The 26,044-nt window shown below is 41.8% G+C and carries 24 protein-coding genes and 1 pseudogene; 1 reads left to right on the forward strand and 24 read right to left on the reverse strand.

All coding sequences use genetic code 11. The features are described 5' to 3' along the window. Positions 1 to 473 precede the first annotated feature (473 nt). From NSQ38_RS19220 to NSQ38_RS19325, 22 genes and pseudogenes are all read right to left on the reverse strand, one after another. Positions 474 to 791, reverse strand: a complete 318-nt coding sequence (locus NSQ38_RS19220) for a TetR-like C-terminal domain-containing protein (RefSeq protein ID WP_339783559.1) — start codon at positions 789 to 791, stop codon at positions 474 to 476. Further along, the gene (locus NSQ38_RS19225; RefSeq protein ID WP_339790598.1) at positions 788 to 1,621 is read right to left on the reverse strand and encodes a radical SAM protein; all 834 of its coding nucleotides are present in this window, start codon (positions 1,619 to 1,621) and stop codon (positions 788 to 790) included. The genes NSQ38_RS19220 and NSQ38_RS19225 overlap by 4 nt, the downstream gene beginning before the upstream one ends. A gap of 254 nt (positions 1,622 to 1,875) precedes the next feature. Further along, positions 1,876 to 3,003: a Ger(x)C family spore germination protein gene (locus NSQ38_RS19230; RefSeq protein WP_339783560.1), complete on the reverse strand. Its 1,128-nt coding sequence runs from the start codon at positions 3,001 to 3,003 to the stop codon at positions 1,876 to 1,878. Then, positions 3,000 to 4,094 (reverse strand): endospore germination permease, encoded by a 1,095-nt coding sequence (locus NSQ38_RS19235; protein WP_339783562.1) that lies wholly within the window; start codon positions 4,092 to 4,094, stop codon positions 3,000 to 3,002. The genes NSQ38_RS19230 and NSQ38_RS19235 overlap by 4 nt, the downstream gene beginning before the upstream one ends. Before the next feature lie 3 nt (positions 4,095 to 4,097). After that, complete coding sequence (locus NSQ38_RS19240; RefSeq protein WP_339783564.1) at positions 4,098 to 5,591, reverse strand: spore germination protein; 1,494 nt, start codon at positions 5,589 to 5,591, stop codon at positions 4,098 to 4,100. 452 nt (positions 5,592 to 6,043) lie between these two features. After that, entirely contained in the window at positions 6,044 to 6,697 is a 654-nt protein-coding gene (locus tag NSQ38_RS19245) for a GntR family transcriptional regulator (protein WP_047844352.1), read from the reverse strand. A gap of 156 nt (positions 6,698 to 6,853) precedes the next feature. Further along, positions 6,854 to 7,858: a tyrosine-protein phosphatase gene (locus NSQ38_RS19250; RefSeq protein WP_339783566.1), complete on the reverse strand. Its 1,005-nt coding sequence runs from the start codon at positions 7,856 to 7,858 to the stop codon at positions 6,854 to 6,856. Between the two features lie 46 nt (positions 7,859 to 7,904). Further along, positions 7,905 to 8,744 carry a phosphonate ABC transporter, permease protein PhnE gene (phnE, locus tag NSQ38_RS19255; protein WP_339783568.1) on the reverse strand — a complete coding sequence of 280 codons (840 nt, stop codon included), beginning with the start codon at positions 8,742 to 8,744 and terminating at the stop codon, positions 7,905 to 7,907. Further along, complete coding sequence (phnE, locus tag NSQ38_RS19260; protein ID WP_338587004.1) at positions 8,741 to 9,532, reverse strand: phosphonate ABC transporter, permease protein PhnE; 792 nt, start codon at positions 9,530 to 9,532, stop codon at positions 8,741 to 8,743. Before phnE (NSQ38_RS19260) ends, phnE (NSQ38_RS19255) begins: the two co-directional genes overlap by 4 nt. 1 nt (position 9,533) lies before the next feature. Then, positions 9,534 to 10,301 (reverse strand): phosphonate ABC transporter ATP-binding protein, encoded by a 768-nt coding sequence (gene phnC, locus NSQ38_RS19265; RefSeq protein ID WP_339783571.1) that lies wholly within the window; start codon positions 10,299 to 10,301, stop codon positions 9,534 to 9,536. Positions 10,302 to 10,331: 30 nt separating this feature from the next. Beyond that, positions 10,332 to 11,252: a phosphate/phosphite/phosphonate ABC transporter substrate-binding protein gene (locus NSQ38_RS19270; protein WP_339783572.1), complete on the reverse strand. Its 921-nt coding sequence runs from the start codon at positions 11,250 to 11,252 to the stop codon at positions 10,332 to 10,334. A gap of 457 nt (positions 11,253 to 11,709) precedes the next feature. Beyond that, complete coding sequence (locus tag NSQ38_RS19275; protein ID WP_036613922.1) at positions 11,710 to 12,078, reverse strand: hypothetical protein; 369 nt, start codon at positions 12,076 to 12,078, stop codon at positions 11,710 to 11,712. A 1-nt stretch (position 12,079) separates the two neighbouring features. Continuing rightward, the gene (locus tag NSQ38_RS19280; protein ID WP_091029881.1) at positions 12,080 to 12,427 is read right to left on the reverse strand and encodes a YolD-like family protein; all 348 of its coding nucleotides are present in this window, start codon (positions 12,425 to 12,427) and stop codon (positions 12,080 to 12,082) included. Next, entirely contained in the window at positions 12,424 to 13,662 is a 1,239-nt protein-coding gene (locus tag NSQ38_RS19285; protein ID WP_339783574.1) for a DNA polymerase IV, read from the reverse strand. Before NSQ38_RS19285 ends, NSQ38_RS19280 begins: the two co-directional genes overlap by 4 nt. 343 nt (positions 13,663 to 14,005) lie before the next feature. After that, positions 14,006 to 14,893 carry a chromosome condensation regulator gene (locus NSQ38_RS19290; RefSeq protein WP_339783576.1) on the reverse strand — a complete coding sequence of 296 codons (888 nt, stop codon included), beginning with the start codon at positions 14,891 to 14,893 and terminating at the stop codon, positions 14,006 to 14,008. A 191-nt stretch (positions 14,894 to 15,084) separates the two neighbouring features. Next, the gene (locus NSQ38_RS19295; protein WP_339783578.1) at positions 15,085 to 17,016 is read right to left on the reverse strand and encodes a fructose-1,6-bisphosphatase; all 1,932 of its coding nucleotides are present in this window, start codon (positions 17,014 to 17,016) and stop codon (positions 15,085 to 15,087) included. A 266-nt stretch (positions 17,017 to 17,282) separates the two neighbouring features. Then, on the reverse strand, positions 17,283 to 17,999 hold the full coding sequence (locus NSQ38_RS19300) for a class I SAM-dependent methyltransferase (protein WP_339783580.1): 717 nt from the start codon (positions 17,997 to 17,999) through the stop codon (positions 17,283 to 17,285). A 65-nt stretch (positions 18,000 to 18,064) separates the two neighbouring features. Further along, positions 18,065 to 18,496, reverse strand: a pseudogene (locus tag NSQ38_RS19305) (substrate-binding domain-containing protein); the annotation flags it as partial. A gap of 190 nt (positions 18,497 to 18,686) precedes the next feature. After that, complete coding sequence (locus NSQ38_RS19310; RefSeq protein ID WP_338586994.1) at positions 18,687 to 19,727, reverse strand: NADH:flavin oxidoreductase; 1,041 nt, start codon at positions 19,725 to 19,727, stop codon at positions 18,687 to 18,689. Between the two features lie 205 nt (positions 19,728 to 19,932). Then, positions 19,933 to 20,508 carry a TetR/AcrR family transcriptional regulator gene (locus NSQ38_RS19315; RefSeq protein WP_339783582.1) on the reverse strand — a complete coding sequence of 192 codons (576 nt, stop codon included), beginning with the start codon at positions 20,506 to 20,508 and terminating at the stop codon, positions 19,933 to 19,935. 96 nt (positions 20,509 to 20,604) lie between these two features. Continuing rightward, entirely contained in the window at positions 20,605 to 21,168 is a 564-nt protein-coding gene (locus tag NSQ38_RS19320; protein WP_339783584.1) for a GNAT family N-acetyltransferase, read from the reverse strand. A gap of 553 nt (positions 21,169 to 21,721) precedes the next feature. Beyond that, complete coding sequence (locus tag NSQ38_RS19325) at positions 21,722 to 22,669, reverse strand: phosphotransferase (protein WP_339783585.1); 948 nt, start codon at positions 22,667 to 22,669, stop codon at positions 21,722 to 21,724. Positions 22,670 to 23,014: 345 nt separating this feature from the next. Between NSQ38_RS19325 and NSQ38_RS19330 the strand changes: the two genes are divergently transcribed. Next, positions 23,015 to 24,100, forward strand: coding sequence for a DUF5808 domain-containing protein (locus NSQ38_RS19330; protein WP_339783587.1), 1,086 nt, complete (start codon positions 23,015 to 23,017; stop codon positions 24,098 to 24,100). Positions 24,101 to 24,457: 357 nt separating this feature from the next. Here the strand turns inward: NSQ38_RS19330 and NSQ38_RS19335 are convergent, their stop codons facing one another. Together NSQ38_RS19335 and NSQ38_RS19340 are read right to left on the reverse strand one after the other, a co-directional pair. Further along, positions 24,458 to 24,643: a hypothetical protein gene (locus NSQ38_RS19335; protein WP_339783588.1), complete on the reverse strand. Its 186-nt coding sequence runs from the start codon at positions 24,641 to 24,643 to the stop codon at positions 24,458 to 24,460. A gap of 652 nt (positions 24,644 to 25,295) precedes the next feature. Continuing rightward, on the reverse strand, positions 25,296 to 25,724 hold the full coding sequence (locus NSQ38_RS19340) for a nuclear transport factor 2 family protein (RefSeq protein WP_091029903.1): 429 nt from the start codon (positions 25,722 to 25,724) through the stop codon (positions 25,296 to 25,298). Between the last annotated feature and the right edge of the window lie 320 nt (positions 25,725 to 26,044).

The raw sequence follows: 26,044 nt of genomic DNA on the forward strand, positions 1-26,044 counted from the left end.
ATTCCTCAAGTTGCGTCCAACAACGTAAGGATTAGGTCCGTAAAAGCATATTCATTAAACCTACTTATCTACTAACTTACAAAAAGAAGCAGACTCCAAACCTCAGGTTTGAATCTGATTAAATAGATTTATATAAATAGCCCTTCAAATACAATTTAATTTCTTAACGTCAAATAATCCGATATCCCATCGAGTCCACGCTGTCATTCACCTCTATGAGGTACAAAACCGACATGCTTTGTCAACAGAGATCGCCATTTCCATAAAAAATATAACACTCATGTATAACATATATAAAGAACGCACGTTCCCTATCCCTTGTTTCTGGAGTTCTACTAATCGGTAATCAGTACAAGTTCTTGTCCTTGGATCGGGATAAGAACTTGTACCGATAAAGTAGTAGAGATTTCGATGGGGCTATGTTCTTGTCCCTCAGCATGAAACATAAAAAAACACAAAAAAAAGCCGCCAAATTAGCGACTTGCAATGGAACGATGTTCGTGTCCTTCGACAACTTGGTTCAGCAAATTCCAAAATTGTTCAACCATGACGGATGGCGGATACGGCATTGAACGGATAATCCACCATTCCAATACACCCACTGATGCTGAAATTAAAAATTGTACTGTAATGTCTCTGTCCCAGTCTTGATCGAGATTGATTGAATCCAGATGTTCAATCAGACTTTTTCTGAACATGGTCTCCATTTGGCTTCGAAATAGTTTTATTACGCTATCATCGAAGAAAAAACGGACAAGATCCTCATTAAATGAATGGCTAGTTAAAATCAAAATGGATATGCGCTGTTTTTAGATACATGAATTATTTCAGATGGGAACCTTGCCTTAAAATATTTTTCTACTTTCAGATGAATGCTTTTCTCGTACCATTTGTCCCAGCCGTTCGCCTCAAAGAATTGTGGCATCCCTAAACGCTCAGATCTCATCCCCATTTGACCATCACCAATCAATAGCGTATCAATCCAAATTCGATCAGTTATGCCCTGTATCATGTTAGCGAAATTAGGTGAAAAAGGTAGCACAGGGGAAATAGATACTTGTGTATGTATCCCTGCATCCTTTATCTTTTTCAAGGCTTTAACTCTTAAATTTATTCCAGGAGCATAGGGCGAAAAAATGCGTTTCACGTCTTCGCGATCTGTCTCGATTGTCATTGAAACCATAATTCTACATTTTCCCTTTAATTTCAGTAGTATATCAAGGTCTCTGGCAACCAACGGGCTTCTAGTTTGAATTTGAAGTGAATCTGGTGGGTTTTTATCCATTTCTTCCAGTAGGCTTCTTGTAATATTTGCCCTCTGCTCTACAGGTTGATAAGGATCTGTGGCTGATGACATGAATATACTTATGGGTTTGTTTTTACGTCGTAGAAGAGAGACTTCCTTTAGATAGTTTTCTGCTGCATTTTTCTTGACATCCACCCACGATCCCCAAGGAATATCCTTAAACTTTTGAATAGGCATTTCTCTGACGTAACAGTATTCGCAAGCAAATGCACAACCCGTATAGGGATTTAGTGAATGAGTAAAACCAATATCTAGATAACCTTTTACTTCACTTAATATTTTCTTAGACACAATGTCTTTGATTTCAATTGGCACCACGCTACCATCTCCTCAATTACTTTCGTCTAATCTCCAACTTAATCGAACGATTACACTATGCATATCTTCTACAAAATTTTATCTTAAAATTTCTCATGCTAATTGAAAAGTAGGCACCTTTTTATTAGATAGGAACCAGAATGTAACTATTGGGTGTTAACTACAAAACAACCGTTTCAAGAACGGTTGTTTTGTGTCGTGAAAGATTAAACTAGTGTTCTAGTCCCAAATTTTAATGTCCGGATACTCGATTATTCTACTGCTCCAGTGGAGCCGATTCGAAGATCAACTTCCAAATCAAAATGTGCTCGGGATAGTTCTTTCCCCCAGTCGGCCTGTGCTTCCTTGTATAAGGGATACTGATATGCCCTGGCATAAAAACCATACCCGAAAGGATCGATATTATAATTTTGGCACTTTTTAATAAGCGCCTCCATGTTTTTTTTCATTTCCTTGCTTAATTTATTTGCCATTTCCTCGGAATTTTCCAGAAGTTCAAATTCAAGAAACTTTTCAGTTATGCTGACGATTGACTTCACTTTAATGTTGAATTGAAATCTGCCATTTTCATAAGAGGATTTCGTTTTCACCGAAATGTCACCTAAAGAAAAACTCACTTTGTCGATGTTAAATGGCATGGTTTGTTGTAAATCATCAACAGAAAAAGTGAGACTGACCCCTGGTTTAGCTTCATTTTTCAGAATGTGAAGAAGTGACGTCTCCTGATAGGTCAGCGAAGTTCTGTAATCCCCTTTTCGGGATAAAAGAGTTGTTCCTTTTAGCATGATTTTATTATTTTCGATCTTGATTTCCGAGATGGAAGGCGTCATCGCTCGATCATACAATTGTCTATGTAGCTCCTGCGCGGTTGTTTTTACAGTAGCTGAACTTCTGCTTCCTGAATCGACAATCGCTTTCATAAATAAAGGTAACGGTGGTTGATCTTTGGCTTGAAAATTAAAAATATCCTCCATAGGACCATCAAAAGCAATGATGCGGTCGGTAATCGTATTGCGAGGATCGCGAAACATGACATCAAGTACTTTAAACCAATCCTTATATTGAAGCAATTGTTTCCCTACAATGATGACTTGAAAATTACGTCCCGCAAGCGAACCGGGAAATTGGGCATCCTGCTGATTTCTCGACTGTCTTAAACCTTCTGCTATTCCTCCCCCTTCACGGCTTTTCTTTTGAATGTCTTTACTGAATACAGGGGCAGATATATAATAATGGAGCTTTTTATCTTTGACATCCAACCCAAGAGCCAAAGGAACCGTTGCATCTTCCAAATTGGTTTTGTCACTGGCGCAACCTGCGAGCGCAACCAATAAAATGCAGGAAACAACCGAGATAATGAATTTTCCGACCCATCTCATGTGCGTTGCCCCCCACCCATCTTTTTGCGGATCGCTACATATAGAAGAATACCCGCAGGCAGAGCAAACTCCATCATAAAACCAATATAATTGAGTGCGTAGTTTATTTGAGTAGATTTGATAAAGCTGGGCCGATAGAGGAGAAAGCTAATTTCAATGACAATACACCACACGGCAAGGTGGTATCTTTCCTGACCTTTTCCTACCAGGGACGCGGAGCATCTCGAGACAATATACATGGAGGGAATCCATATGCAAGAAAACACGAACAGATAAAATGAGATGAATACCACTTCCACCCGCTCAATAAACTGAAATTCAACGGACTTCATAATGCTAATCACGGGGTCGTTATACTCCCCGATCTCATCAGGACTAAAGTACACGTAACAAATCAGGGTGATTCCCAAGTAAACGATGCAAGTAAGCGTGTTGGAGATGATCATGGCAGGTAATGCTTTTTCTTTGTTGACTAGTTGGGGATAGAGAAACAAAACCAGGCCGATGCCAAGCATCGGATAGATCATAAATTTTACGGATGAAAGAATCGGAAGCCATCCCTCTTTTAAGATGGGCAGTAAATAGAGCCAATGGGCATTACTCAGTGTAGATATATAAATGAACGGAATCCATATGGAGAGCATTGTGACTATTTCGCTGTACCGCCCGATTGCCTGAAAACCATGTTGCGCAATCTGGAATGTGGGGATGAGCAGCAGCAGAACTAGAATATAGATATACGTGCTTGGCAATAACCATAATTTAATAACGAGTGAAGCGATCATGTAACCGTCATATGCCAGAAGCAAATAATAGATCATAAATATAAAAGCAGCTACTTTTGCTGCCCACACGCCAGTATAACGCTGAATCAATTCGAGTATTGAACTGTCTGGACTATGTTTCATCAGCTTGACGATTACTACAGAGGATATCGTGGCCAGCCCCCAGCCTAAGAAAATGACCATCCAGCCATCTGTTCCCGCATGCCTCGCCAGCTCTCTGGGAATAGACAAAAAAGCAACACTGATTTGGAAAGAAGAAATAATAAGAATGAATTGAAGCATCGTTACCGGGCGTAATGACTTCATGGTTTATTTCTTCTCCTTCCATCCTCTGCTTTTTCCCTGCCTTATCGACTGGCGGGATTTCGTGCTTACAGGGCGGTTGTTCATCATCCACAAAGGCACCCGCAGTAAGGTATCCTTCCAATCCATGGCCCGAAATGGTGCTATAGGTGTGCTATAGGAATTACCGAGCGAGTTTAATGTTATTAGCCGGATGATGAAGCTCATCATGCCAATGACAAGTCCTACAAATCCGAACCAGCTAGCTAGTATCATCATCATGAACCGCATAATTCGTACAGCTGCCATCATGTCTTGATTGGGAATAATAAAAGATGAAATAGCTGTAAAAGCCACCACGATAACCATTACATTGCTGATTAATCCTGCCTGCACAACTGCCTGTCCAATGACAATACCACCAACGATTCCTACGGTTTGTCCTACTGGAGCTGGAAGACGAACTCCCGCTTCCCTTAACATCTCAAGTGTAATTTCCATAATGATCGCTTCAACAAATGGTGGGAATGGAACTTGCCCCCTTGACTCACCAAGCGTTAATAACAGCTTCAATGGTATAATCTCAAAATGAAACGAAATGACGGCTATAAAAAATCCAGGCAAAAAAATAGCGATGAAAAAGGCAAAAATGCGCAATATTCTGAGGAATGACGATATGGACCATCGGGAACTGTAATCATCAACCGTTTGAAAAAAAGACATGAACGTAGCCGGCGCAACCAGAACACTTGGCGAACCATCCACTACAATGACACAACGCCCCTGCAGTATTTGAGAAGCAGCCGTATCCGGTCTCTCTGTCGTAATCATTTGGGGAAGCAACGCAAGCGGTTGGTCCTCAATAAATTCAGCCAATTCTCCGGTGTTAATGATGGCATCCACGTCAATGGATTGAATCCGTTCTTCCAGCGCTTTAATGATGTCTGGTTGGGTCACATCTTCCAAATAAAGCAAAGATACTGGCGTTTGTCCCCGCTGCCCAACAATATACCGCTTCACCTTTAACTCTTTGTCCGCAATATAACGACGGATCATGGCAATATTTTGAGAACCTGTCTCTATAAATCCTTGATGAGCCCCTTTTAGTGAGGGCTCCTGCTGAGGATCCTCAATAGCGCGTTGCGGGAATCCTTTTGTATCCAATGCGTATGTAGTACTTCTTCCTTCAATGAATAACACGCTGTAGCCGAGTATAATGGAAAGTCTCAGCTCTTCCCACGTGGAGTGAGGTTTGACATAACCCACAGTTGTAATGAAATCTCCGGAGGGATTTCCGGTTTCTAGTTGAAGCGGAGCAAGGACATTCTGATTAAGTGATGCTTTATCTGTCAATTCTTCCATATAGATTATGGCGGCTGGTTCCCCGGTCTGTTTTATACACAACTTTCGGATGATTAAGTCGGGAGTATTCGTAAAGATTTCTTCAATTCTACCCAAGGATTCGTTCAAACTTTTGGTGATATTCTCCTCTTTTGTATTCGTGGCAGATTGTTCATCCACTACTCTTACCTCCCTTCTTCCAGCAACATTTCCTTATTATGACGATTATTCTCCTTGATATACATCGCGGGTTGTTCATTCGAAAGGTATTTACGTGCAATCATCCCGTTTCCGAAAAACAGTTACATCATCATAGGAGTAAAGATATCGTCGTACTCCCTTCTATTCTGCACTTCTGCATTAATCATAAGTACACATACAAGAAAGCAGCCCGCGCGGGCTGCTCCTTAAAACTCTCTAAGAGTTCTGTATTTAGAAGTGCTTTGAAAAAAAAGCCGATCCATTAGTAAAGACTTTGGCTGTTATATGTACAAGATAATGGGTAATCGTGTGACGCTTTTAAAAAGTTTGGCGTCCATACCGTCCGCCCCTACAAAATAAGCTGCCCGTTAAGGCAGCCGCTTTTTGGTTCATCATAATTGACGTTAGCACTCAACCCACTAACTTCAAAATTAAAATTGCCCTGTAACAAGCATGCGTTCTCTGGTTATAGGAATGAGGGATAACACAACCTCTTGAGCTGCCTTATAATCATTACTGGATAAAGCGTGCAGCGTATCCCGATTAATTCCAATCGCACTGTAGTGTTTGATATGCGGAGTTCGCTTGAAGCGGACGATGGAATACATGTAAAGTTTATCCCGAAAGGAGTCAAATGTGTTCAGCATTACACCATTGTTCAAGGATTCAACGATCTCCCGCATGAAAAGAAAATGATGTTCGGTGTATAAGGCATAGTCATTCCTTTTCTCGGCGGTCCGCTGGACCTCAACATGAGCGGCAAGTGATTCAAGATTTAAGTAGATCTCTCGGTTCGGGTTTTTCATCATTTCGAAAGAGTAAAAAAGCATGGATTGAATCTGTTCAATCAGATCAAGAAATTCCTTACCCCCTACATCCTTGACCAATACACCACGATTTTTGAGAGAAGTCACATAACCTTCTGATTCAAGGCGAGCAATGGCATGACGGATTGGTGTACGGCTCATCTGATACTCCTCCGCCAATTCGTTCTCTGAAAGCAGGGTTTCGGGCATTAATTCACCGCAAACCATTCGCTCACGAAGCATCATGTATGCTGTATCGACAAGCGATATTTTGTTCATATCATAATCCCTTTCTCTCATTGATGAGGACTTCATTTGAATTTTAATGAGATCTACACATTTCATCCTATATTACCAGTCTTAGGAGAAGTTACGCAACCAGTCTAAGACAAGAAGGAGTCCAACACTGTATCCCAGTTTCTGGACTCCATTTTTTTAAACCAGATATTTGTTTTGAAGAGCTGTCCTTTGCTCGGCACTAATGCCCAGTCCCTCTTTAAGATACTGATCAAAAGAACCGTAGTTCTCTTCGATTGCTTCAAGTGCCGCTTGGATAAAGGCCGCTTTCATCATTTCCGGAATCGCTCCCTTAAATTCAGGCATTTGATCCATGTATTTTTGATAATCCTTGTTGCTTCCGGAGAGGAAGCGCTGCATGAGTCCCTCCACTGCGAGATTCGTCAGTTCATAATCTTCAATAACTACATTTTGCGGCACACCCAAGGTGAGAAGGATCACTGCACATACGACTCCGGTCCGGTCTTTGCCGGCTGCACAATGGAACAAGGAGGTATCCCGCTCTTCTTTTAATAGTTCATTTAGGATAAGTGCACATTTGTCCGTATTTAAGATCATGGCTTTGTAGCCTGCATGCAGATCATGTCCGATCTTCTGCATTTCTTCAGGACTTGCTTCCGCCATAAAGGGAATATTCGTGTTGATCGCATGGCCAATGGCTGGGCTTGGACGGCTAGCTACTTCAAAATCACTGCGCAGATCACATATCCAGTCAATACCGAGCGCAGTGGCCGTATGCAGGTCCTGCTCACTAAGCTCATGCAGATCAGCAGACCGCAGCAGCATTCCCCATCGAGTCGTACGACCATCTTCTGTGAGATAACCGCCCATATCACGGAAATTAATTACTCCATCGGTGTAAATCATGCGATCGTTAATGGTTGATATCGACCCATTCGTGAACTTCACATGATAATAGTTTCGGCCTGGAGACACCGTTCTCGTAAATACTGCTCCTGCCGGGTCGATTTGTACATCAAGCAGTGTGCTGTTGGATTCAATCAATTCCGGTAGAACAGAGTGGTAAACTGCCTCCGCCTCTATGTTCTCTTCCATATTCCAGGCTAACGTAATCCCGTTATTATCGTTATACCTAGCCTGTACCTGAGGGCCTTGTTTCAAAAGTGAATTAGATGTTGACATTGATATTCCTCCTCAAGTGATATTCATCGTTATGAATATGAATGAATTAGTTTTGACGTGTTTTTAGCTTCATTTTGTATCGGTTTGCCACGAACTCCACGCTGAATACCATGACGAAAACGACCAATCCGACAAACAAAGCAGCCGCAAAGTTATAGGATTTCATGGCATGAGTCATCTCATATCCAATACCTCCCGCGCCAACCGCACCAAGAATAGTGGATTCGGCAATACCGCCTTCCAGCTGGAGCACGCACCAGGCAATAAAGGCTGTCTTCACGGTAGGCAAAATACCTTGCATGACAATCTGCAGCCAGCTGGCACCCGTAGACTGCATCGCTTCGAGTACCCCCTTGTCGATTTCCTCCAGTGACTGGGCAAATACTTTGACAAGCATGCCTGCGGCAGAGACAGCAATCGCAAGCACTCCGGGAAGCGGCCCAAGACCAACGGACACGATAAAGATAAGGGCCCACACGATTGTGGGAATCGCACGAAGCGAGGAAGCGGCGCTTCGAATGATCCAAGCGACGAACCGATGAGGCGTCAAATTGCTTGCAGCCAAAAAGGAGAGAAAGAACGCTACGACGATACCCAGCACCGATCCAAGAATGGCAACTTGCAATGATTCTACAGCAGCGAGCAGGACATGGCGCCAGGCCGAGAAATCAGGTGGTAACATGGTTCCCATGTAACCGCCGAGTTTCGTAAAGCCTTGGGCCATCTTAGAATAGTCGAACTGCAGCTGAACGAGACTGAACACAAAAAGTACAGCAATAAGCGGCAGTCCGATCACGAACAGCTTGTTTCTTTTCGGCTTGGGTGGCTCTGGTATGGAAGTATACAGCGTAAAAGATGGCTTCGCTTCGTTCATTCGCATACTCATATGATTCGCTCCCTTACGCGATTGGTGATCATTTCCACAACAAGAACGATAACGAGCACAAGCAACACGGCCATGCTGGCTTCCTGGTACTGAAACAACTTCAATTTGGATTGCAAAATAAATCCGAGACCACCGCCTCCAACCATCCCTACAATTGTAGAAGCGCGTACGTTGATTTCGAAGTTGTACAGGCTCCAACCGATAAACCCGGGTAAGAATTGTGGAAACACGGCTTGGGACAACACTTGTAAATAACTCCCGCCAGCAGCTCGAACCGCTTCTACCTGTCCCATGTCAATTTCTTCAAGCACCTCGGCAAAGGAACGAGTTAACATACCAATTGAGATCAGGATCAGCGACATCGTACCGACTACAGCCCCCAGTCCAAACGCTGCAACAAGCAGAATCGTCCAGATAATTACCGGAATGTTACGAAACAGCGATGTAGCCGCACGAACAAATACCTGAAGGTAAGGGTGAGGGCTTGTCGTGGCCGCGGCTAAAAAGGATAACATCCCTGCTACAACCGACCCGATGACCATCGCCACCACACTCATATAAAGGGTCTGCATGGCAGGTTCAATGAGTTGGGAAAGTGAAGATAAATCAGGTGGAAGAAAATCAAAAAAGATAAATCGGAAGCTCTCTCCTACCCCTGCCAACAAAGCTCCAAATGAAAACTCTGCGCCGATGGAAGACCAGATAATGAGAGCCAACAGCACGATAAAAAACAATATCGTCTGTGTACGTTTCATTTTTCGGGCAGATTGTAACTGAGCCGCATTCATGTCAGGCTGTCTCCTTCACTTTGGGATTGGTCTGGTTGTAAATGAGACGGATCATATCTTCCGTCAGTTCATCCGGTGTCCCGTCAAACACCTTGGACCCTTTATGGATACCGATGATACGGGTTGCGTATTTCTTCGCGATATCTACCTGATGCAGATTGCACAGGCAGGCAATGCCTTCCTCTTTGCAGATCGTATATAAATAATGCATAATCGTCTCAGAGGAAGCAGGGTCGAGACTGGCTATGGGTTCATCTGCTAATATCAGGTCCGGCTTTTGAGAAAGTGCACGTGCAATACCCACTCTCTGCTGCTGACCTCCACTGAGTTCATCTGCCCTCTTATACATCTGCTCATGTAAACCAACACGATGAAGCATAAGCTTGGCGGCTTCTGTATCTGCTTTTGAGTAAAGACCCAGTGCCCCTTTCAGCGGATTCATGTAGCCTAATCGTCCATGCAGCACGTTATTAAGAACGGACACGCGGGTGACCAGGTTATACCCCTGAAAGATCATGCCCATATGGCGGCGAAGTTCACGGAGCTTTTTACCCTTGATGCCCATAGTTTCATTGCCTTTAAACTGAATCTTTCCGTTTGTCGGCTCGATCATTCGGTTCAGGCTGCGCAGCAATGTGCTTTTCCCGGCTCCGCTCGGTCCAATGACAACAACGAATTCTCCAGCATTAATTGTTAGGTTCAAGTTATCAAGTGCTTTTGTTCCGTCAGGATATACCTTGGACAACCCTTCCACCTGTAAAAGTGTCATTTTAATTCCTCCTCCTCGCAAGTTTGAATCCTACTTCTTCAGCAGTTCCTCAGGGGACATATCCAGTGCTTTGGCGACTTCCCGGATTGGATCAAAGTCACTGTCACTGCCTTCTACAAAACGGGCTGCGCCGACACTTTCCAGGAATTTGGGATTTTTCGTATCGTAATCCAGCATAAGATCACGTAGCTGTGTAACCAATTCCTCTGGCAAATCTTGACGATAAAGCAGTGGAGCTCCACCGACGATCGGATCGGATTCGGCAATCACGCGGAAATCTTCCTCTTTAATAAGTCCTGATTCTGCCATCATCGGCACCATGAGACTTGACGTCCCAATCCCATCTGCATTACCGTTTGCCAGTGCAAGCAGTGATTTGTCATGTCCACCGGAGAACGCTACACTGCCGAAAAAGGAATCCAGTTCCTTATTGGAAAGACCAAGTTCTTTCATTAATGTGGCACGTGGGTACAGATTGCCTGATGTTGATGCCGGATCGGCAAACAAAAAGTCTTTTCCTTTAAGGTCTTCTACACTTTGATATGGGGAGTCGTTACGGACAAGGATTACCGTATTCGATTGTTGATCACTTTCGGAACGGACAAGCAGTTGGGCATTGGCTCTTTCCGTAGCGATGATGTAACCAAACGGCCCGATCAGTCCAACTTCAATTTTGCCTGCACGCAGGGCTTCGATAACCATGTTATAATCTTCTGCTACAAAAATTTCCGCAGGAATGCCGGTTGCTTCAGTAATGTCTGTTGCAAGCTGTTCCTGAGAACGGTTCATCTCGCCCTCTTCGCTTGGCATAATACCGATTCGGATTACTTCTGGCATTCCGCCTTCACTGGAACGTGAACTTGCTGATGCCCCGCATCCAGACAGGATGACAAGCATAAATACAAGCGAGAGGATCAAGCTTTGATAACCGTTACGTTTACTATTTTTCACAATGTATACCCTCCTGAAATTTGGTTGCTTCCATACCGGATTATCTGGTACACAAGTAGGATACAAGTTGAATGTAAGAAGAGTGATTTGGTGAATCACCGAATTTGTAAAACATTTATCGGACTATGTTTTGTCAGTTTCGGCAATCGGTACAAGTTTTTCTCCTTGGCTCGGGACACGAAACTTGTATAGATAAACAAAAAAGCCGCTAATATAGCGACTTCAAAGGGAATATGTTCTTGCTCTTCGCCGACAGATTTTTATTTATTTTATTCTTTATTTTCATCTACAGACTTTTCAGAAACTCAACATATATTTTCTATGACATAGAGACAAAAAATACCGACCCTTCAACTTCAAAGGTCGGTTTACCCATTTGGGAGAAGAAAACAATGGTTTTAAATGCATTATATCCACCGGATGTGGTTATATACCTTATTCTGCTTGAACTCCATGTTCATGTGGGCAATTCAGTAATATCAACGTTCATATGTTCGGTTAGCATTAAGGTTACATCCACTTTCACTTTGCTCCATAATAATGTCATTTTATGAATGTAACCTCTCACCGAATAATCTACCGTTAAACTCAGTTCGGATCTCACTTCATCTATGATTTTAATATGATGTTCCTTTAACCTTTGTTTCGATTTGTACATTTCTAAAGCAATTTTCTTTTGGGTACCGTCCAGGTAGTCAACATACACAGATTTCATCTTAAAGTTTGAAGCGTATATTTTATGCTTATCTACCTCCAGAGCACCTAAAAGATAAGGGAGCTCTACCACCCTCTTCACGAGTGAAAGTTCCTCGAAAGTCTGTCGCACTTTACACGCCTCCTTCTTCAAGTTTTACAGCGACCAATTGATCAAAATCGACCCATTCAAATCCATTCTCCATTTCAATTTTGATTTTCTTTCCAAAGGTACTGACTGAAGTGACGATCCCATGTATATACCGATTGCCTGACTCAGTAAATATTTCAAAGGTAGCTTGCAATGTATAATTGAGCGACATATCTATATTCTGAGTAATAATCTCCCACTCATCTTCATGGATCAGTGGTTTCGCTTGATAATGAATTTGAGTACGATGCTGTATAATTCGTTCTTTATGTTGTGGAAGCATCATGCGGCTCGATTCCCATAATCCATTGGCCTCCAGTTTTTTGCTCATTTATAATGCCCCCCAATTTTAGATGCTCGATCGATCGCTTGACCCGCAGCCGTAATGGAGCTCGCTCGTAGAATGGCAATGTCGCCAAATCGATCCTTAATGTCGTCCATCACCTGATCAATGGCCCGTTTCTGCTCTTGATCATCAAAAAAAGATAGTTGATATGTATCCGCGTTGGATAATTGAGACAGGGATACGCCTACACGGCGCACAGGTTGCCCATCCCAGTGTTGATGAAATATGCGTTTGGCTATCTTGCATACATCAACGGTTATGTTTGTAGGATCAGACAGTTTAACCTGTCTGTGAAAACTAGTGGGGTGGTCAAAATCCGCTCCAGACACACTTACGGATATGACACTACCCATCAGTCCCTTTTTACGGGCTCTTCTGCACACTTCTGTACAGATATCGAGGATAACTACTTCGATCTCCCAAGCCTCTATGAAATCTCTAGGCAGGGTCATTCCGTTTCCGATATCCTTTTGTGTACTGTGTGTGTTGACGGTTACCGGTGAATTGTCGAGTCCATTTGCAACTCGCCAGATGACTTCTCCATTAACACCCCACTTACTTCTTAATTTGGAAAGAGGCGTATTCGCCAGGTCTCTAATGGTTCGGATGCCCATCTTCCACAGATGTTTTTCCATTCTTGAGCCAATCCCCCACATATCGCGGATGGGCTTATCTCCAATATGGAGGTGTAACTCCTCTTTCTTTAGATGGAAAATGCCCCCCTCTGCTTTTTTAGCGATCATATCGCAGCACAATTTACTGATGATTTTGTTTTCACCAATGCCAGCTCTCGCGTAAACGCCTGTTTCATTATAGATTTTGTCTTGAATTTGCTTGGCCAAATCGACTGGATCATTACCGAATAGATGCATGGACCCTGTAAAATCAGCGAATAATTCGTCTATACTGTACGGTTCGACCAGATCGGTGAACTCCTCAATAATGGACATGATTTGAGTGGATACTTCGATGTATTCTTGCATGTGTGGTCTCACAATGATCAGTTCAGGGCACTTCTGAAGAGACTGCCAAAGTGGTTCCGCGGTAGATACACCCTTCGCTTTGGCTAGTGGACAAGCGGCAAGAATAATTCCAGAACGTCTTGCGGGGTCTCCAGCGACAGCTAATGGTCTATTTTTGTATTGAGGCATTTTTGCCTTTTCAACTGAAGCATAAAAGCTCTGCATATCAATGAGCATAATGGTTCGTTGCTTAGTCAACACTGAAATCACTCCTGTACATTTAAGAACGTATGTTTGTATATTATAAACCGAACATACGTTCTTTATGCAAGAGGTAAATATTTATATTAGGCATACGACGAAGTGATGGATTCAAATCATACTAAGACACACCAGCTTCTCCATCATTTGAACTCCCACCTGTAACCACAGTTTTCATTCTCCTGACTTAAATGCGAAAATACTTGAATATGCAATTAAGGATGCTATTCAAAAGCCAATGCACAAAAAGCCGCTAAATTAGCGACTTCAATTGGATTATGTTCTTGTCCCGAGACAAATAATAAAAGCAGTCGACATCAGCTGCTGCTTTCTTAGTATTTTATTGTTGGATGCTACTCCATCCACTTACATCACATTGTCCATAATCATTATCACCCACAGCAACCATCGTACCATCCGATTTCAGTCCAATCGTATGGACACACCCCGCCGAGATAGCTCTAATTTCTTGCAAGCCACTTACATCACATTGGTGATGTTTATTCGAACCCACAGCAACCATCGTCCCGTCAGACTTAAGACCAACGGTATGATAACTCCCCGCTGCAACTGCTACAATATCGCGCCAACCGCTTACGTCGCATTCACCTTCATTATTTCTACCCACAGCCACTACCGTGCCATCCCATCTAAGCCCAACAGTATGAAGATACCCCGCCGAAACAGCTAATATGTCGCCCCAGTCGTTTACGCTACATTGGTTATACTTATTGTTACCAACGGCTGTTACCGTTCCGTCTATTTTTAGGCCGACTGTATGCCAGTCACCCGTCGTGACCGATACAATATCATGCCAGCTGCTCACGTTGCATTCCCCTTCACTATTTCGCCCCACCGCAACCACGGTGCCATCTGATCTAACCCCAACCGTATGGCACCAACCTGCCGAAACGGTTACAATATCGCGCCATTCGCTTACATTACATTGGTCATGCTTATTCCAACCTATAGCTGTTACAGTCCCATCAGATTTAAGACCAACGGTATGGGCATTACCGGTATTCGTAGCCATATGAACATTACCCGCTGCAACTGCGACGATATCGCCCCAATCGCTTACCTTACATTGACCATATTTATTATCACCCACAGCTATTACTGTTCCGTCAGATTTAAGAGCAACGGTATGACGACGACCGGCCGCTATGGTACAGTTACGGAACCGTTTCGTCTCAAACACTGCTTCCTTCCGTGAATTGTAGCCCATATCTTCCTCCTCTCCGCCAATTGAAAATCCTCGTTTAGTTCAACTGTAAGTCATAAAGTTTGTTGTTAAATCGCACTTTAACAAAAGAAAGGCTCGCACAGGCAGGGGATTCTTACTTCCCTGCCCAATACGAGCGTTTACTTCAAATGCACTCAAACGGTTGATCAAGGTGTGTATTTTTAGCAATCGTTTCATTTCATGTAGCGATATTCTAATAGATCCTTCAAGTTTGAGATTTTCCGCAGCAGCTTCTCCCCGACATTGGTTTCCCTCACCAGCTTCCGCTCCAGTTCTTTGTCCACCAATCTTTTTAGAGATAACACGTCTGTTCCGTTACATAACACATCTTCTTTTGAATTAAATTTCTGATGGGCGACGAGCTGCATGCCAAAAGAATTGTACAGCAAGGTATATCCGGCAATGCCCGTTGTGGACTGATAGGCTTTGGAAAAACCGCCATCAATCACGATCATTTTTCCGTTTGCTTTAACAGGGCTCTCTCCACGACTTTCTTTGACTGGCGTATGACCGTTAATGACATGTCCATGATCTGGATTCAAATCAAACTCCTGCAAAATTTTTCGAGTGATCTCTTCATTTTCACGTAAATGGTAGTAAGGGTTCTTTCTCTCCTTATGTGCTTCTTTATCTTGGATAAAGTACCGTTCAAAAGTGGTCATTTCTCTCTTTCCAAAGAGCGAGGAACATTCCCCTGTCCAGATGTACCATACCATATCCGTCGCCAGATCTTCTGTCTCTTCCGGATGTGCAAAGGCGTAACGTAAATAATCCTCAAAAACATCAAGCAATTGACGGCCGGCATATGTCTTGTCTTCAATCTGCATTTCTTCCATATTTCCTTCTTCATCCAAAGGAATACAGCCGTGGATTAACAAATTCCCGTTGTATTTTAAATAAAGGCTACCCTTTTTCATAAGAAAATTCATATGTCTGGCCATCTTTTCGGAATGCTGAACGGAAAACAGCAGCTTTTCCATCACCTGGCGTTCTTCCTCCAGCAATTGTTCAGGCTTCTGCGGATTTATGGTTGCAAAACAGGTGTTTTCCAGCAGGTATGTTTTACCGCAGATGTTGATTTCATTTTTGTCGTAATCAATCTGCTCCAGCAAAAGTCTTTCAGACATATTAAAGTATGGGCGTCTCTTGATAATCGGGATTTCAAGTTTAAACTGAATCATGGCAATGGCTTGGTGAATTTTCGTGATCTGCAGAATTTCCTGCTCCGTTAGGTTATGACCAGCCTGTAGCTTAGGTCTGAAAGATGGATTGTCCTCATAGTATTTCTCCGCCAGGTTTAGCAGTGGGCGCAGATTGATTCCGTATACATCTTCGATGATATCCAGATTGTCGTATCTGGCGCAGATCCGAATAATATTCGCAAGGCAGGCCAGAGAACCCGCGTAGGCTCCGATCCAGAGGACATCATGGTTACCCCACTGAATGTCTACAGAATGGTAGTTGATCAGTGTATCCATAATTTTATCGGGGTACGGCCCCCGGTCATAGATATCTCCAACCACATGAAGATGGTCAACCACCAGGCGTTGAGTCGTATAAGCAAGGCCGATAATGAGATTGTCCGCCTGGCCCAAGGATATAATTTGCCGATATATTTCCTCGTAATAAGGATCCTTATTGTTGGTCGAATCCGTCTTGTATAAAAGCTCTTCTACAATATATACATATTGCTCCGGCAGAGCTTTACGCAATTTTGAGCGTGTATACTTGGAAGAGGCATAAGAAATAAGCTTAAGCATGTGTTCAATCGTTAGTCTATACCACTGGTTCAAAGCCTGTTTATTGCTCAGTTCCCCTATAACCAGCTGTATTTTTTCTTCCGGGTAATAAACCAATGCCGCAAAATCATTGATTTCTTGATCCGTCCAAACCTTCCGGAATAATTCTTTGATTTTCTCTTTGACGGTACCCGAACCGTTTCTTAGTACATGCTGAAAAGCCTGGAACTCCCCATGCAAATCACTGACAAAATGCTCGGTTCCCTTCGGGAGATTGGAGATCGCTTCAAGGTTGATGATCTCTGTTATGATTTTTTCTTCCGTATCATATTTCTCGGCCAATAAATCTAGAAACTGCTCATCCAAAACAGATGTCCCCCTTCAAGGAAGTATGGTGTTGTATAGCCGGGTCCAAAAGCTTTAGACCTACATAAAATTACTCTATACTTGGCATTGATTATATGGTAATTATCAGCATCGCCTTCCCCCATCATACTCCAGTTCATCATATATGAACAAATTTCATTGAATGGATTTTGAACGAAACAATGTTTGTAAAAATAAAAAAGCCGCTAAAATAGCGACTTTCAATGGGATCATGTTTTTGTCCCTCGACATTTTTTAACTAACTGCTATTTTACACAATGAAAAATAAACGATCTATTCTCAGAATGTGCTTCTTTAAACTCCCAATCACCATATGTTTCAATTTTTGAAAAACCGATTTGTTTCAGCGACTCATCGAATTCTTCTTGATTTCGAAACCTCAGCTGCATTTTTTCATGAACTAACACTTCATCTGTTTTTGTATTTTTTACCATTTCGTAGAAAGTGTAAATATCTCCCTCAAACCCTTCATATTCTGTATAGATTTCTAAAGGATCTCCGTTTAGTCTATCTTTAGCTAAGTCAGGAGTTTTGTCCTTCTCCCATTCTTCCCATACTTTTACCAAAGGGTTTCTTGTATCAAAAATAAAGTGACCCCCATTTTTTAGGGATCGGAATACGTCCGAGATTACTCGCTTCCAACTATCATCTGTAAGAAATACCTGTGCAACATTGGCTGTCATAATTACCGCATCATAGGTATTGGTTTGTAAATCCGCACTATCACCTATAATCCAATTCACATTTCCAGAATTATCTTTACTTCGCGCCATTTCAATCGCTTCTTCATTGGGATCTATAGCGGCAATTTTATAACCGCACTGAACAAGATGAGTAGTCCATCTTCCTGTTCCACAGCCCAGATCAGCTATGAATTCTACTTTTAATCTCTTTAACAATGCAAGGAAAAATTCATCATCTTTTCCCCAATGGTTAATCTGGTCGTATACTAATGGAATCATATATAATGTCTCCCCACTTTCAACAGCGTTTACTGTGCTCAACAGTTTGATGCCTCATACATAAACTATACAGTTTTAGTCTCATTCAGTGAACCAATAACTTCCCTGGTTGCTTCTATGAAAGATAACATGATTGGTGAAAGCCACTTGTCTTTATGCCACAACATCTGTGTATCTACCTGCAAGTCCGGAATTTGCCATGGGAGGACAACAAGTTCTCCACGTTCAACTTCAGATTTCGCGACGATCTCAGGAAGAAAGACAATACCGATTCCTGAAATTGCACATTGTTTAATAGCCTCGGCACTTTGAAACTCTAAGTATGTAATGCTATCAATACCCTCTTTCTCAAATGATCGATCAAACATCGTTCGATATGGACAACCCTTCTCATTTGTCAGGAACACTTCATCATGAGAATCTTCCAATTGCAGCACCGTTCGTTTGGCGAGTGGGTGATCTGGAGCAGTTAACAATCGGAAATGTTCTTCCAGCAATTCTCAATTCCGAAACTGAAACCTCTGCCAGTCTCATTTCTATGGCTTTCATCTTTAATTCTACCGGATAACTCACTCTGGTTGCCATTACAAACACACCTCCAAGATGATCTCCCCTATCTTACGACAAGGTTTCATTCTCTTGAAGGTGTGTTTGATTAATACATATTCCTAATGATTATAACTACAATTAAGTAAGTACAGTCATCGCCTCTCTTGTGAATGGAACCAGATCATCAGTACGTCCTTCTTGAATTTTCTTAGCCCATTCAGGGTCGACTAGAAGAGCACGGCCTACAGCAACCAGATCAAACTCATCATTCTGAAGTCGTTGTACCAATCCCTCGATACCAACGTTACCTGCGCCTTTACCTTCTGTGAACAGACTTGTAAAGTCACCATCAAGACCAATCGATCCAACAGTGATTGTCGGTTTACCAGTCAGTTTTTTGGTCCAACCAGCAAAATTCAGATCAGACCCTTCGAATTCCGGCTCCCAGAAACGGCGTGTGGAACAGTGGAAGATATCGACTCCAGCTTGAACCAACGGTGCGAGAAGCTGCTCCAGTAGTTCCGGTGTTTCAGCCAATTTAGCCTGATAATCATCTGTCTTCCACTGAGATAAACGCAGTACAATAGGAAATTCCGATCCCACTACTTTACGGCAAGCCTCAATCACTTCAACTGCAAAACGTGTGCGAGCCATCATATCTCCACCATAACGATCCGTACGAGAGTTGGTTTTCTCATACAGGAATTGGTCGATCAGATAGCCATGTGCTCCATGGATTTCAACACCATCGAACCCAACGCGTTTCGCTTCTGAGGCTGCTTTTGCGAATTCCTGAACGATTGTAGCAATCTCAGCTTCCGAATAATCATTAACATGACCTTTGGCTCCCATATGCCAGATCTGTGGAATAATTCGACCGCCAGCTTCATGTACTTCAGATACAACATGTGCCCAACCATTCATTGCAGCTTCGCCATAAAAGTGCGGCACATTGGCTTGATTGGATGCATCCGGATGATTAATTATTGTCCCTTCCGTCACAATCAGCCCCACTGCGTTCTCTGCTCTGCGGCGGTAATAGCCCGCAACATTCGAACCCGGGATACCGTCCGGAGAAAATTGACGCGTCATCGGCGCCATCACGATCCGATTGGATAACTTCAAGTGACCTAACTCTATAGGTTGGAACAATGCTTCTACGGATTGAGAATAATTCATAATAACCTCCACATATTTCATTTTATATAAATTGACCTAGGAGATGTTAAACAGCAACCAGCCTGGTTAACAACTAGATGTTACTTCCAAATGAATCAATACACGATCTTTATCGAAAAGCCCCACCTCCTTCAAGGTTTCGTGGTGTATTGATCCGCCTTCATTTATTTTTGACTTCGTAGTCAAGAATTTCACAAAAAAAAGATCAAGACATGATCATGCCAAATGAAGTACGCAGAACCGTCTCGATCTGTTCACGGGATGAACCAGATTTCTCCATAACTCTCACACCAAGGATGGTGTTATTTAGATAAGATGCAAGCTCTATACTCGTATACCGGTTGGAAATTAACTGTTGTTTCTGGCCACTACTTATAATCTTATCTAATACCAGTTGAATCTCTTCTGCCATGAGCTCAGCTTCGCGGGTGACCTGCTCGTCATCTGTTCCGAATTCGAGTGATGCATTCACAATTAGACACCCTTGGCAGCCAGTTTCATCGTCTAAAAGGGAATATCGTAAGGTATCCAGTTTATCAACGGGAGACGAATCCAGGGTTTCAATCTCTTTCAGTTTCGCTATAACCTGTTCACGGTAAAGTGCCAGCGCCTTCAGGAACAACGATCGCTTATCTTTAAAAACACAGTACAAACTTTGCTTTTTGACTCCTGTAGTACGCGTAAGGTCCTCATAAGAAGTTGCTTTGAAGCCTTGATTCCAGAATACTTCCATAGACTGGTGTAATACACGATCGACATCAAATTCTCTTGGTCTGCTCATGGGATTAATGTATCAGTTATTGACCATGCAGTCAAGAATTGATCATTTTTCATCCTAATCTCTACGGTAATTTCCTGCAGGTCCATTGAATGCGGTCTAACTCTTCCGGTAAGCAACCTTGTGAAAAGCATTGATATAACGAAACAGTGCTTCACCATCATCAGGCACATGCATACTTGTATCCATTGGCAGCATCATTGCCTGATACGGCTCTGGCACCATTCTATATTGATGGACATAGGAGGTTAGGATGAACCCGTTGCGTTGCCAGAACTGAATGCGTTCCTGATGAGCCTCCGTTGTCCCGAACTCCGCCTCGATAATCATACCTTTGATCCGGTGTTCCCTTAACGCCCAGGCTCTGAGCTGCTCCAGCATCCAGGTCCCTATGCCCAACCCGCGCAGCTTCTGTTCAACCGCGAGGTAATCGATGATCAGAATGCGGTCTGCAGCCTTCCCCTCCAGTCCAGTAACAGCCATCGCAACCACTTCACCATGATGCACGCCCGTGTGTAAATAACCAATTTTCCGGTCCAGCATACTGCGCAGAATCGCTTTTGTCTTAGCACCGCTTTGAAAAGCCTCATGATAGATTTGCTCCATCCGCGCCCACAATGCTTCATCCCACTCTTCTATAGTCGTAAACTCTAATTCCAGCATTTCATTCGCCTCCAGCTTTAATTCAGATTTATCGTGATCACCCTTCTCTTGCCTGACGATAGGCACTCTACTGCCTGGTTCTTTTATACTTCCTTTGACGAATTCTGCGATTCTGAAGACTGTAGCATGTCTTTAATCTTAAAAGTTTATGTTTTTATCGTTCGCATACCTGGCGTATATTCACAAAATTCATCTATCCTGCCCGTCAGCGTAATAAGCATTAACTATTAATATCTTCTTTAGTCTTTTGTCTATATCGAATTATGGAAAGAGGTAAATTAACTACTCCAAGAATAAAAGAAGAGCCAATGGATATCCATTGAGATATTGAAGGATAATTCGGTTTTCCGTCTCCTACAGGTCCTATTTTGGGTTGGTGGCTATCCCACAAAACATATAAGAGACCAACAGCAGGTAACAATATGCAAATTACACTTGCAACTATATGTAACACATACTTGTTCAATCCTACCCCTCCATTATTGTATTCATGTCTTAAACTCTGTTTATATTATAACGTTATCTAAAACGGGAAATTACACTAACCTGCCCCTTAGTTTAACAAAAAATCTTCTCCTTTAAGATATTTCCTAAAATAGTTTTCAATAACTGATGGAAAATTTGCCGCTAAGGGTTGTTGTTCATTTGGATTTAGAGAATGGAATGCGAAAGTCCTAATGATTGACCAAATAAAAAATGCTTCTAATAACTCGACATAATTCTCTTCCAGTTGATTTACTTTGCTATACGATGAAATAAATACTTTCCTATTATCTGATGAAAGATGCAAAAATGTTTCAGCCATATCAAATAAATAAAAGCCATAGCCACAATTCGAAAAATCTATAGGTTGAGGAGTATCCTCATAAAAAACATAGTTACTCTCATGAAGGTCAGAATGAATAACTCCCCAGTTACTTGGCAAACGTTTATGATGTTGTATCACATTTGCTATTTTATGTGCTGACTCTTCCACATGAACAAACACTTCACTTGAGATAAGCTCTAAATTTACTAACCGTTTTAATTGATGAAGTGATGAATATAAATGATCAGAATTGTATATTGGTCTATTAAAGCCTTCAGGTGCATTCCACTGCATAGAATGTTTATGTAGAGCCGCCATTAAAAGAGCCAAATTTTTAGTTTCATTACTTGTTGGCTCTCTTTGAAGTACGCTTCCATGAATCCAATGATGAATAGTCACCATGATTGTATTTTCGCTAAGATGAGATGATATTTCTGTTACCAGATCACCTTGAAGATTTCTGACAGGTGCAGGTACGACGAGATTTGTATCTTTAACCAAAGCTTCAAGCCAAATAAGCTCTGATGTGATATTCCCTTTTGATTGAATGGAGATCGTTGAGATATGGATTTTGATAAGAAACTTTTGATTAGCATCGTTGGTCTGAACTTGAAATGTAACATTATCACTCTTTCCGAGATACACAAGTTTTTCCCAAATGATAGGGTATTGATGTATAGCTTCTTTTGCCACCTTCGCATAATCCTCTTCAGAAAGCATAGTATCCACTCCAGTTAATGTGATTTTTACTTCACAATTTTACCAAGTGAACTTTATTGTATGGTGATAAAAGTTGATTATAACTAAGCTTTACTGCGTTGTCAGATGAGTTCGCTGCGTAGCCAAAAGATCTGGATAAATGTTAATTTCACCCATATATCCACTAAAATCGATTATAATTAACTTATATTCAAGTCGATTACTTACCCTAAGTTAAAACGATAAACATCCGCAAAAAGACATAGTGATGCATCGCATATGCTCTAAAGGTTATAGAGTTTTCGAATACATACTTATGTATAAGAGGAGGCGAATGATATGACGATATTGCCTGTTATAGTAATGATCCTTGTATGTGTACCTACCATTGTACTCATGGTAAGCATGCCTTATTTAACAAGAGAGACGATTAGTTTTGGGGTCACCGTCAGCGCTTTACAATTTCACAGCGAACCTCTGCGCCAGATGCGGAAGTCATATGCTAGGATTAGTGCTACCTTGCATACCATCCTATTCATTGTTTGTATCATCTGCCTAATATACGGTGATGAACATTCCAAGCAACAAAGTTGGATCATTGTCACTTATTCACTCGCCATGGTCGTAATCTCCCTAGTCATAAACATTAGCTATCATTTCAAAATGAAAAGTTTACTGCCTATGCTGCCTATTGCTCTGGAACTATCGATCATGGCAGTGGAGACTGGTTTTCGGAAAAGAAACATTAGCTTGTCTAGTAATTGGTTCCTCATCCATGTTTTCATTATTGTTGTTGGTATTGTAACTGTGCTACTCAACTATGACCTAATTCCTGATCAGATTCCGATCCATTACAATAGCAGTTGGAACGTAGACGGCTATGCAGCTAAATCTTATAGTTCTGTGTTTATGCCTACGATAATGCAAGTGTTCTTAATACTTGTGTTCATATTTGAGAATTGGAGTATTCGCAGAGTGAAGCAGCAGGTTCAACCCACTGATCCGAACCGTTCCATCAGACAAGACGTAGCTTTCCGCCGTACTTGGTCAGGTTTTATGATTACAGCAAGCTTCTTAATAGTTATCCTGTTGTCCGTCGTGCAACTAAATATGATATCTCTGCTTAACATCAATTTCGCTATTCCCATTGTCCTAATCATAATAGCCTTTATCATCCTATACGCCTTAGCCTTATCGTTCTGGGCTGGTCAGGGCGGAAGCCGCTTGGAGCAATCGGCAAATCGCTCCAATTTCAGACCTGTCCATGATGATGATAAATGGCTATTAGGTATGATTTATTTCAATCGCAAGGATCCAAACCTAATCGTCGAGAAACGATTCGGAGTTGGCTGGGGATTAAATTTCGGTCACCCAGTATGCTGGCTGATTTTTCTCGGAATTATCGTACTGTTAGTTGTCGTGTAACAAGGCTTGGAAGTTAGTACTCGCCGGAGTATTCTAGCTAGGGCAGACCTGTGGCGTGATTCGACTTTGATGTTATGCCAGCAGTTGGACCTACTTTCATTGGGTTATTATACGACTACTCAGGAAGCTTCCTTCCAACGATGTATCTACTGATTGCTATTGGGTTAATGAGTTATGAATTATAAAACAAAGAAAGCAGCTGATCACATGGGTCAGTTGCTTTCTTGTTGCTATAGAGGTGATGTTTCCCATTAGGTTGAACGAGAAGAAAGTAGTTTTGTTATAGGCCAATTTTGAATACAGCTATTCGTATATCGTTAACCCCAAGTATCAAACGAAGATGAAACAAGTGTTTATTCATTGCAAAGAATGTTTAGTTTGTTTTCTTTTAGATAGCGAGTTATCAAGCAACGTTGTTACAACACCAATCATAAGGGCAAGCGCACCGATCCATGGAATATAGTTCAACAAGTTGTGGTTGACAGCAATCCCCCCGATATCCGCACCTGCAGCCATTCCAACTTGTCCGATCGCACTATGCACTCAAGGGTAACTTTATTTCTACTACCCATCATAATAGTCACAAAATAAACAAAGCCGCGAAAATGACGACTTCATCATGATAAGTTATTCCATTAAAAGAGTTTTGCTTGCTTCCAGGTTAATTTCTCCTCACTCGTGGTCAATGATAGATTTCATATTTACAATCTTCTGGAGACTGTCATTAATCTGATTTGTAACTTCGTTACCATGATACGTAATCACTTTTTTAATATCTAGCTCTAACAGTTTGGCAATCGACTTCAATGCAGACGTGGTGGATATATCATCTTGAAGAAGATGTTACGGCAGAACAGATGGATGAGTATTACTATCAGATGGTTAACGAGAAAATCATGTTAGATTAGCACGAGGCTCACTCTACGCAACGCACCTAGCCCAGTTATTCAGCCTGACCTATTTTCACCAGAATAAGAAGGTATCTTATTGTTGAGATAAAATAAAAACCGATGGGCATTTACAAATGTAAAGTTCCATCGGTTTCTTTAGTTTTAGGATAGTTCGGTTGAAGGCCACAAATGCTGTGAATCTAAAATATAAGTCGATAAAATTATGCCTACTGATCAAAAAAAATGGGTTACTATGTAGCAAACCAGCAATTGTTTCTTACCAAAGACCTAAGTAACAACTACCCTTACGAGAAATATTCATTGTAAGCATCTTCAGTCGTCTGCACGTTCTTCATATACATAATCTTTCCCTCTTCATTTAAACGCATAATATCTATACCTTCTTTGGTGAAAACCGTGCCATCTACTGCTTGACCGCATACTGCCCAGTTAGTTCGATAACTGCCGTCGGGCTGAAGTACCCATGCATCCCACATATGTTTAATGTCTTTGTTGTATTCATAAATAGTCTTAATAACTACTTCGAATCCTGTTCGGCTGCTACCGTTCGAAATAACTTCGACATCCTCCGTAAATAAGGATAACAAGTCCTTCATAGCCCGATCGTCAGTGCGGGATGCATCAAACAAGCGAAAATAATTATTTAACATCGTGATGTTTGCATCGGTTTTCAGAGAGTTAGTAGTATTGCCAGCGGTTGCTGTATTGGACATGTTATTACCTCCTGTATTTTCTATACTGTCTTACGTAGTATAGTTTTCAGTTCGAATATTTTCGAACTGTTTGGCCTGAAAAGAAATATATCACACTTCCCACATAGCTGCAATACATAATTCGAAAATTTTCGAACAATAAAAAAGAGGTTGAAAATGCTAGTATCTATCTTATGAGAACTTTAAGAATCCCTACAGGTTCGGAGAGAGGTCTTCAGAGAAGAAATATCGTTTGTAGTGAAATGTACAAACTTCATAAATTCCTTCGTTTTTATACCACTCCTTCTTCATTTGCGTCCTGTAGCATGACTTACATCGGG

This window comes from Paenibacillus sp. FSL R7-0313 (assembly GCF_037969885.1).
Classification (GTDB): domain Bacteria; phylum Bacillota; class Bacilli; order Paenibacillales; family Paenibacillaceae; genus Paenibacillus.

Coding starts and splice junctions, on each gene's coding strand:
- NSQ38_RS19230 (WP_339783560.1), bottom strand. CDS start 3,003: ATGAGATGGGTCGGAAAATTCATTATCTCGGTTGTTTCCTGCATTTTA.
- NSQ38_RS19235 (WP_339783562.1), bottom strand. CDS start 4,094: ATGAAGTCATTACGCCCGGTAACGATGCTTCAATTCATTCTTATTATT.
- NSQ38_RS19245 (WP_047844352.1), bottom strand. CDS start 6,697: ATGAACAAAATATCGCTTGTCGATACAGCATACATGATGCTTCGTGAG.
- NSQ38_RS19250 (WP_339783566.1), bottom strand. CDS start 7,858: ATGTCAACATCTAATTCACTTTTGAAACAAGGCCCTCAGGTACAGGCT.
- phnE (WP_339783568.1), bottom strand. CDS start 8,744: ATGAGTATGCGAATGAACGAAGCGAAGCCATCTTTTACGCTGTATACT.
- phnE (WP_338587004.1), bottom strand. CDS start 9,532: ATGAATGCGGCTCAGTTACAATCTGCCCGAAAAATGAAACGTACACAG.
- phnC (WP_339783571.1), bottom strand. CDS start 10,301: ATGACACTTTTACAGGTGGAAGGGTTGTCCAAGGTATATCCTGACGGA.
- NSQ38_RS19280 (WP_091029881.1), bottom strand. CDS start 12,427: ATGAGCAAAAAACTGGAGGCCAATGGATTATGGGAATCGAGCCGCATG.
- NSQ38_RS19290 (WP_339783576.1), bottom strand. CDS start 14,893: ATGGGCTACAATTCACGGAAGGAAGCAGTGTTTGAGACGAAACGGTTC.
- NSQ38_RS19300 (WP_339783580.1), bottom strand. CDS start 17,999: ATGATTCCATTAGTATACGACCAGATTAACCATTGGGGAAAAGATGAT.
- NSQ38_RS19310 (WP_338586994.1), bottom strand. CDS start 19,727: ATGAATTATTCTCAATCCGTAGAAGCATTGTTCCAACCTATAGAGTTA.
- NSQ38_RS19315 (WP_339783582.1), bottom strand. CDS start 20,508: ATGAGCAGACCAAGAGAATTTGATGTCGATCGTGTATTACACCAGTCT.
- NSQ38_RS19320 (WP_339783584.1), bottom strand. CDS start 21,168: ATGCTGGAATTAGAGTTTACGACTATAGAAGAGTGGGATGAAGCATTG.
- NSQ38_RS19330 (WP_339783587.1), top strand. CDS start 23,015: ATGACGATATTGCCTGTTATAGTAATGATCCTTGTATGTGTACCTACC.
- NSQ38_RS19340 (WP_091029903.1), bottom strand. CDS start 25,724: ATGTCCAATACAGCAACCGCTGGCAATACTACTAACTCTCTGAAAACC.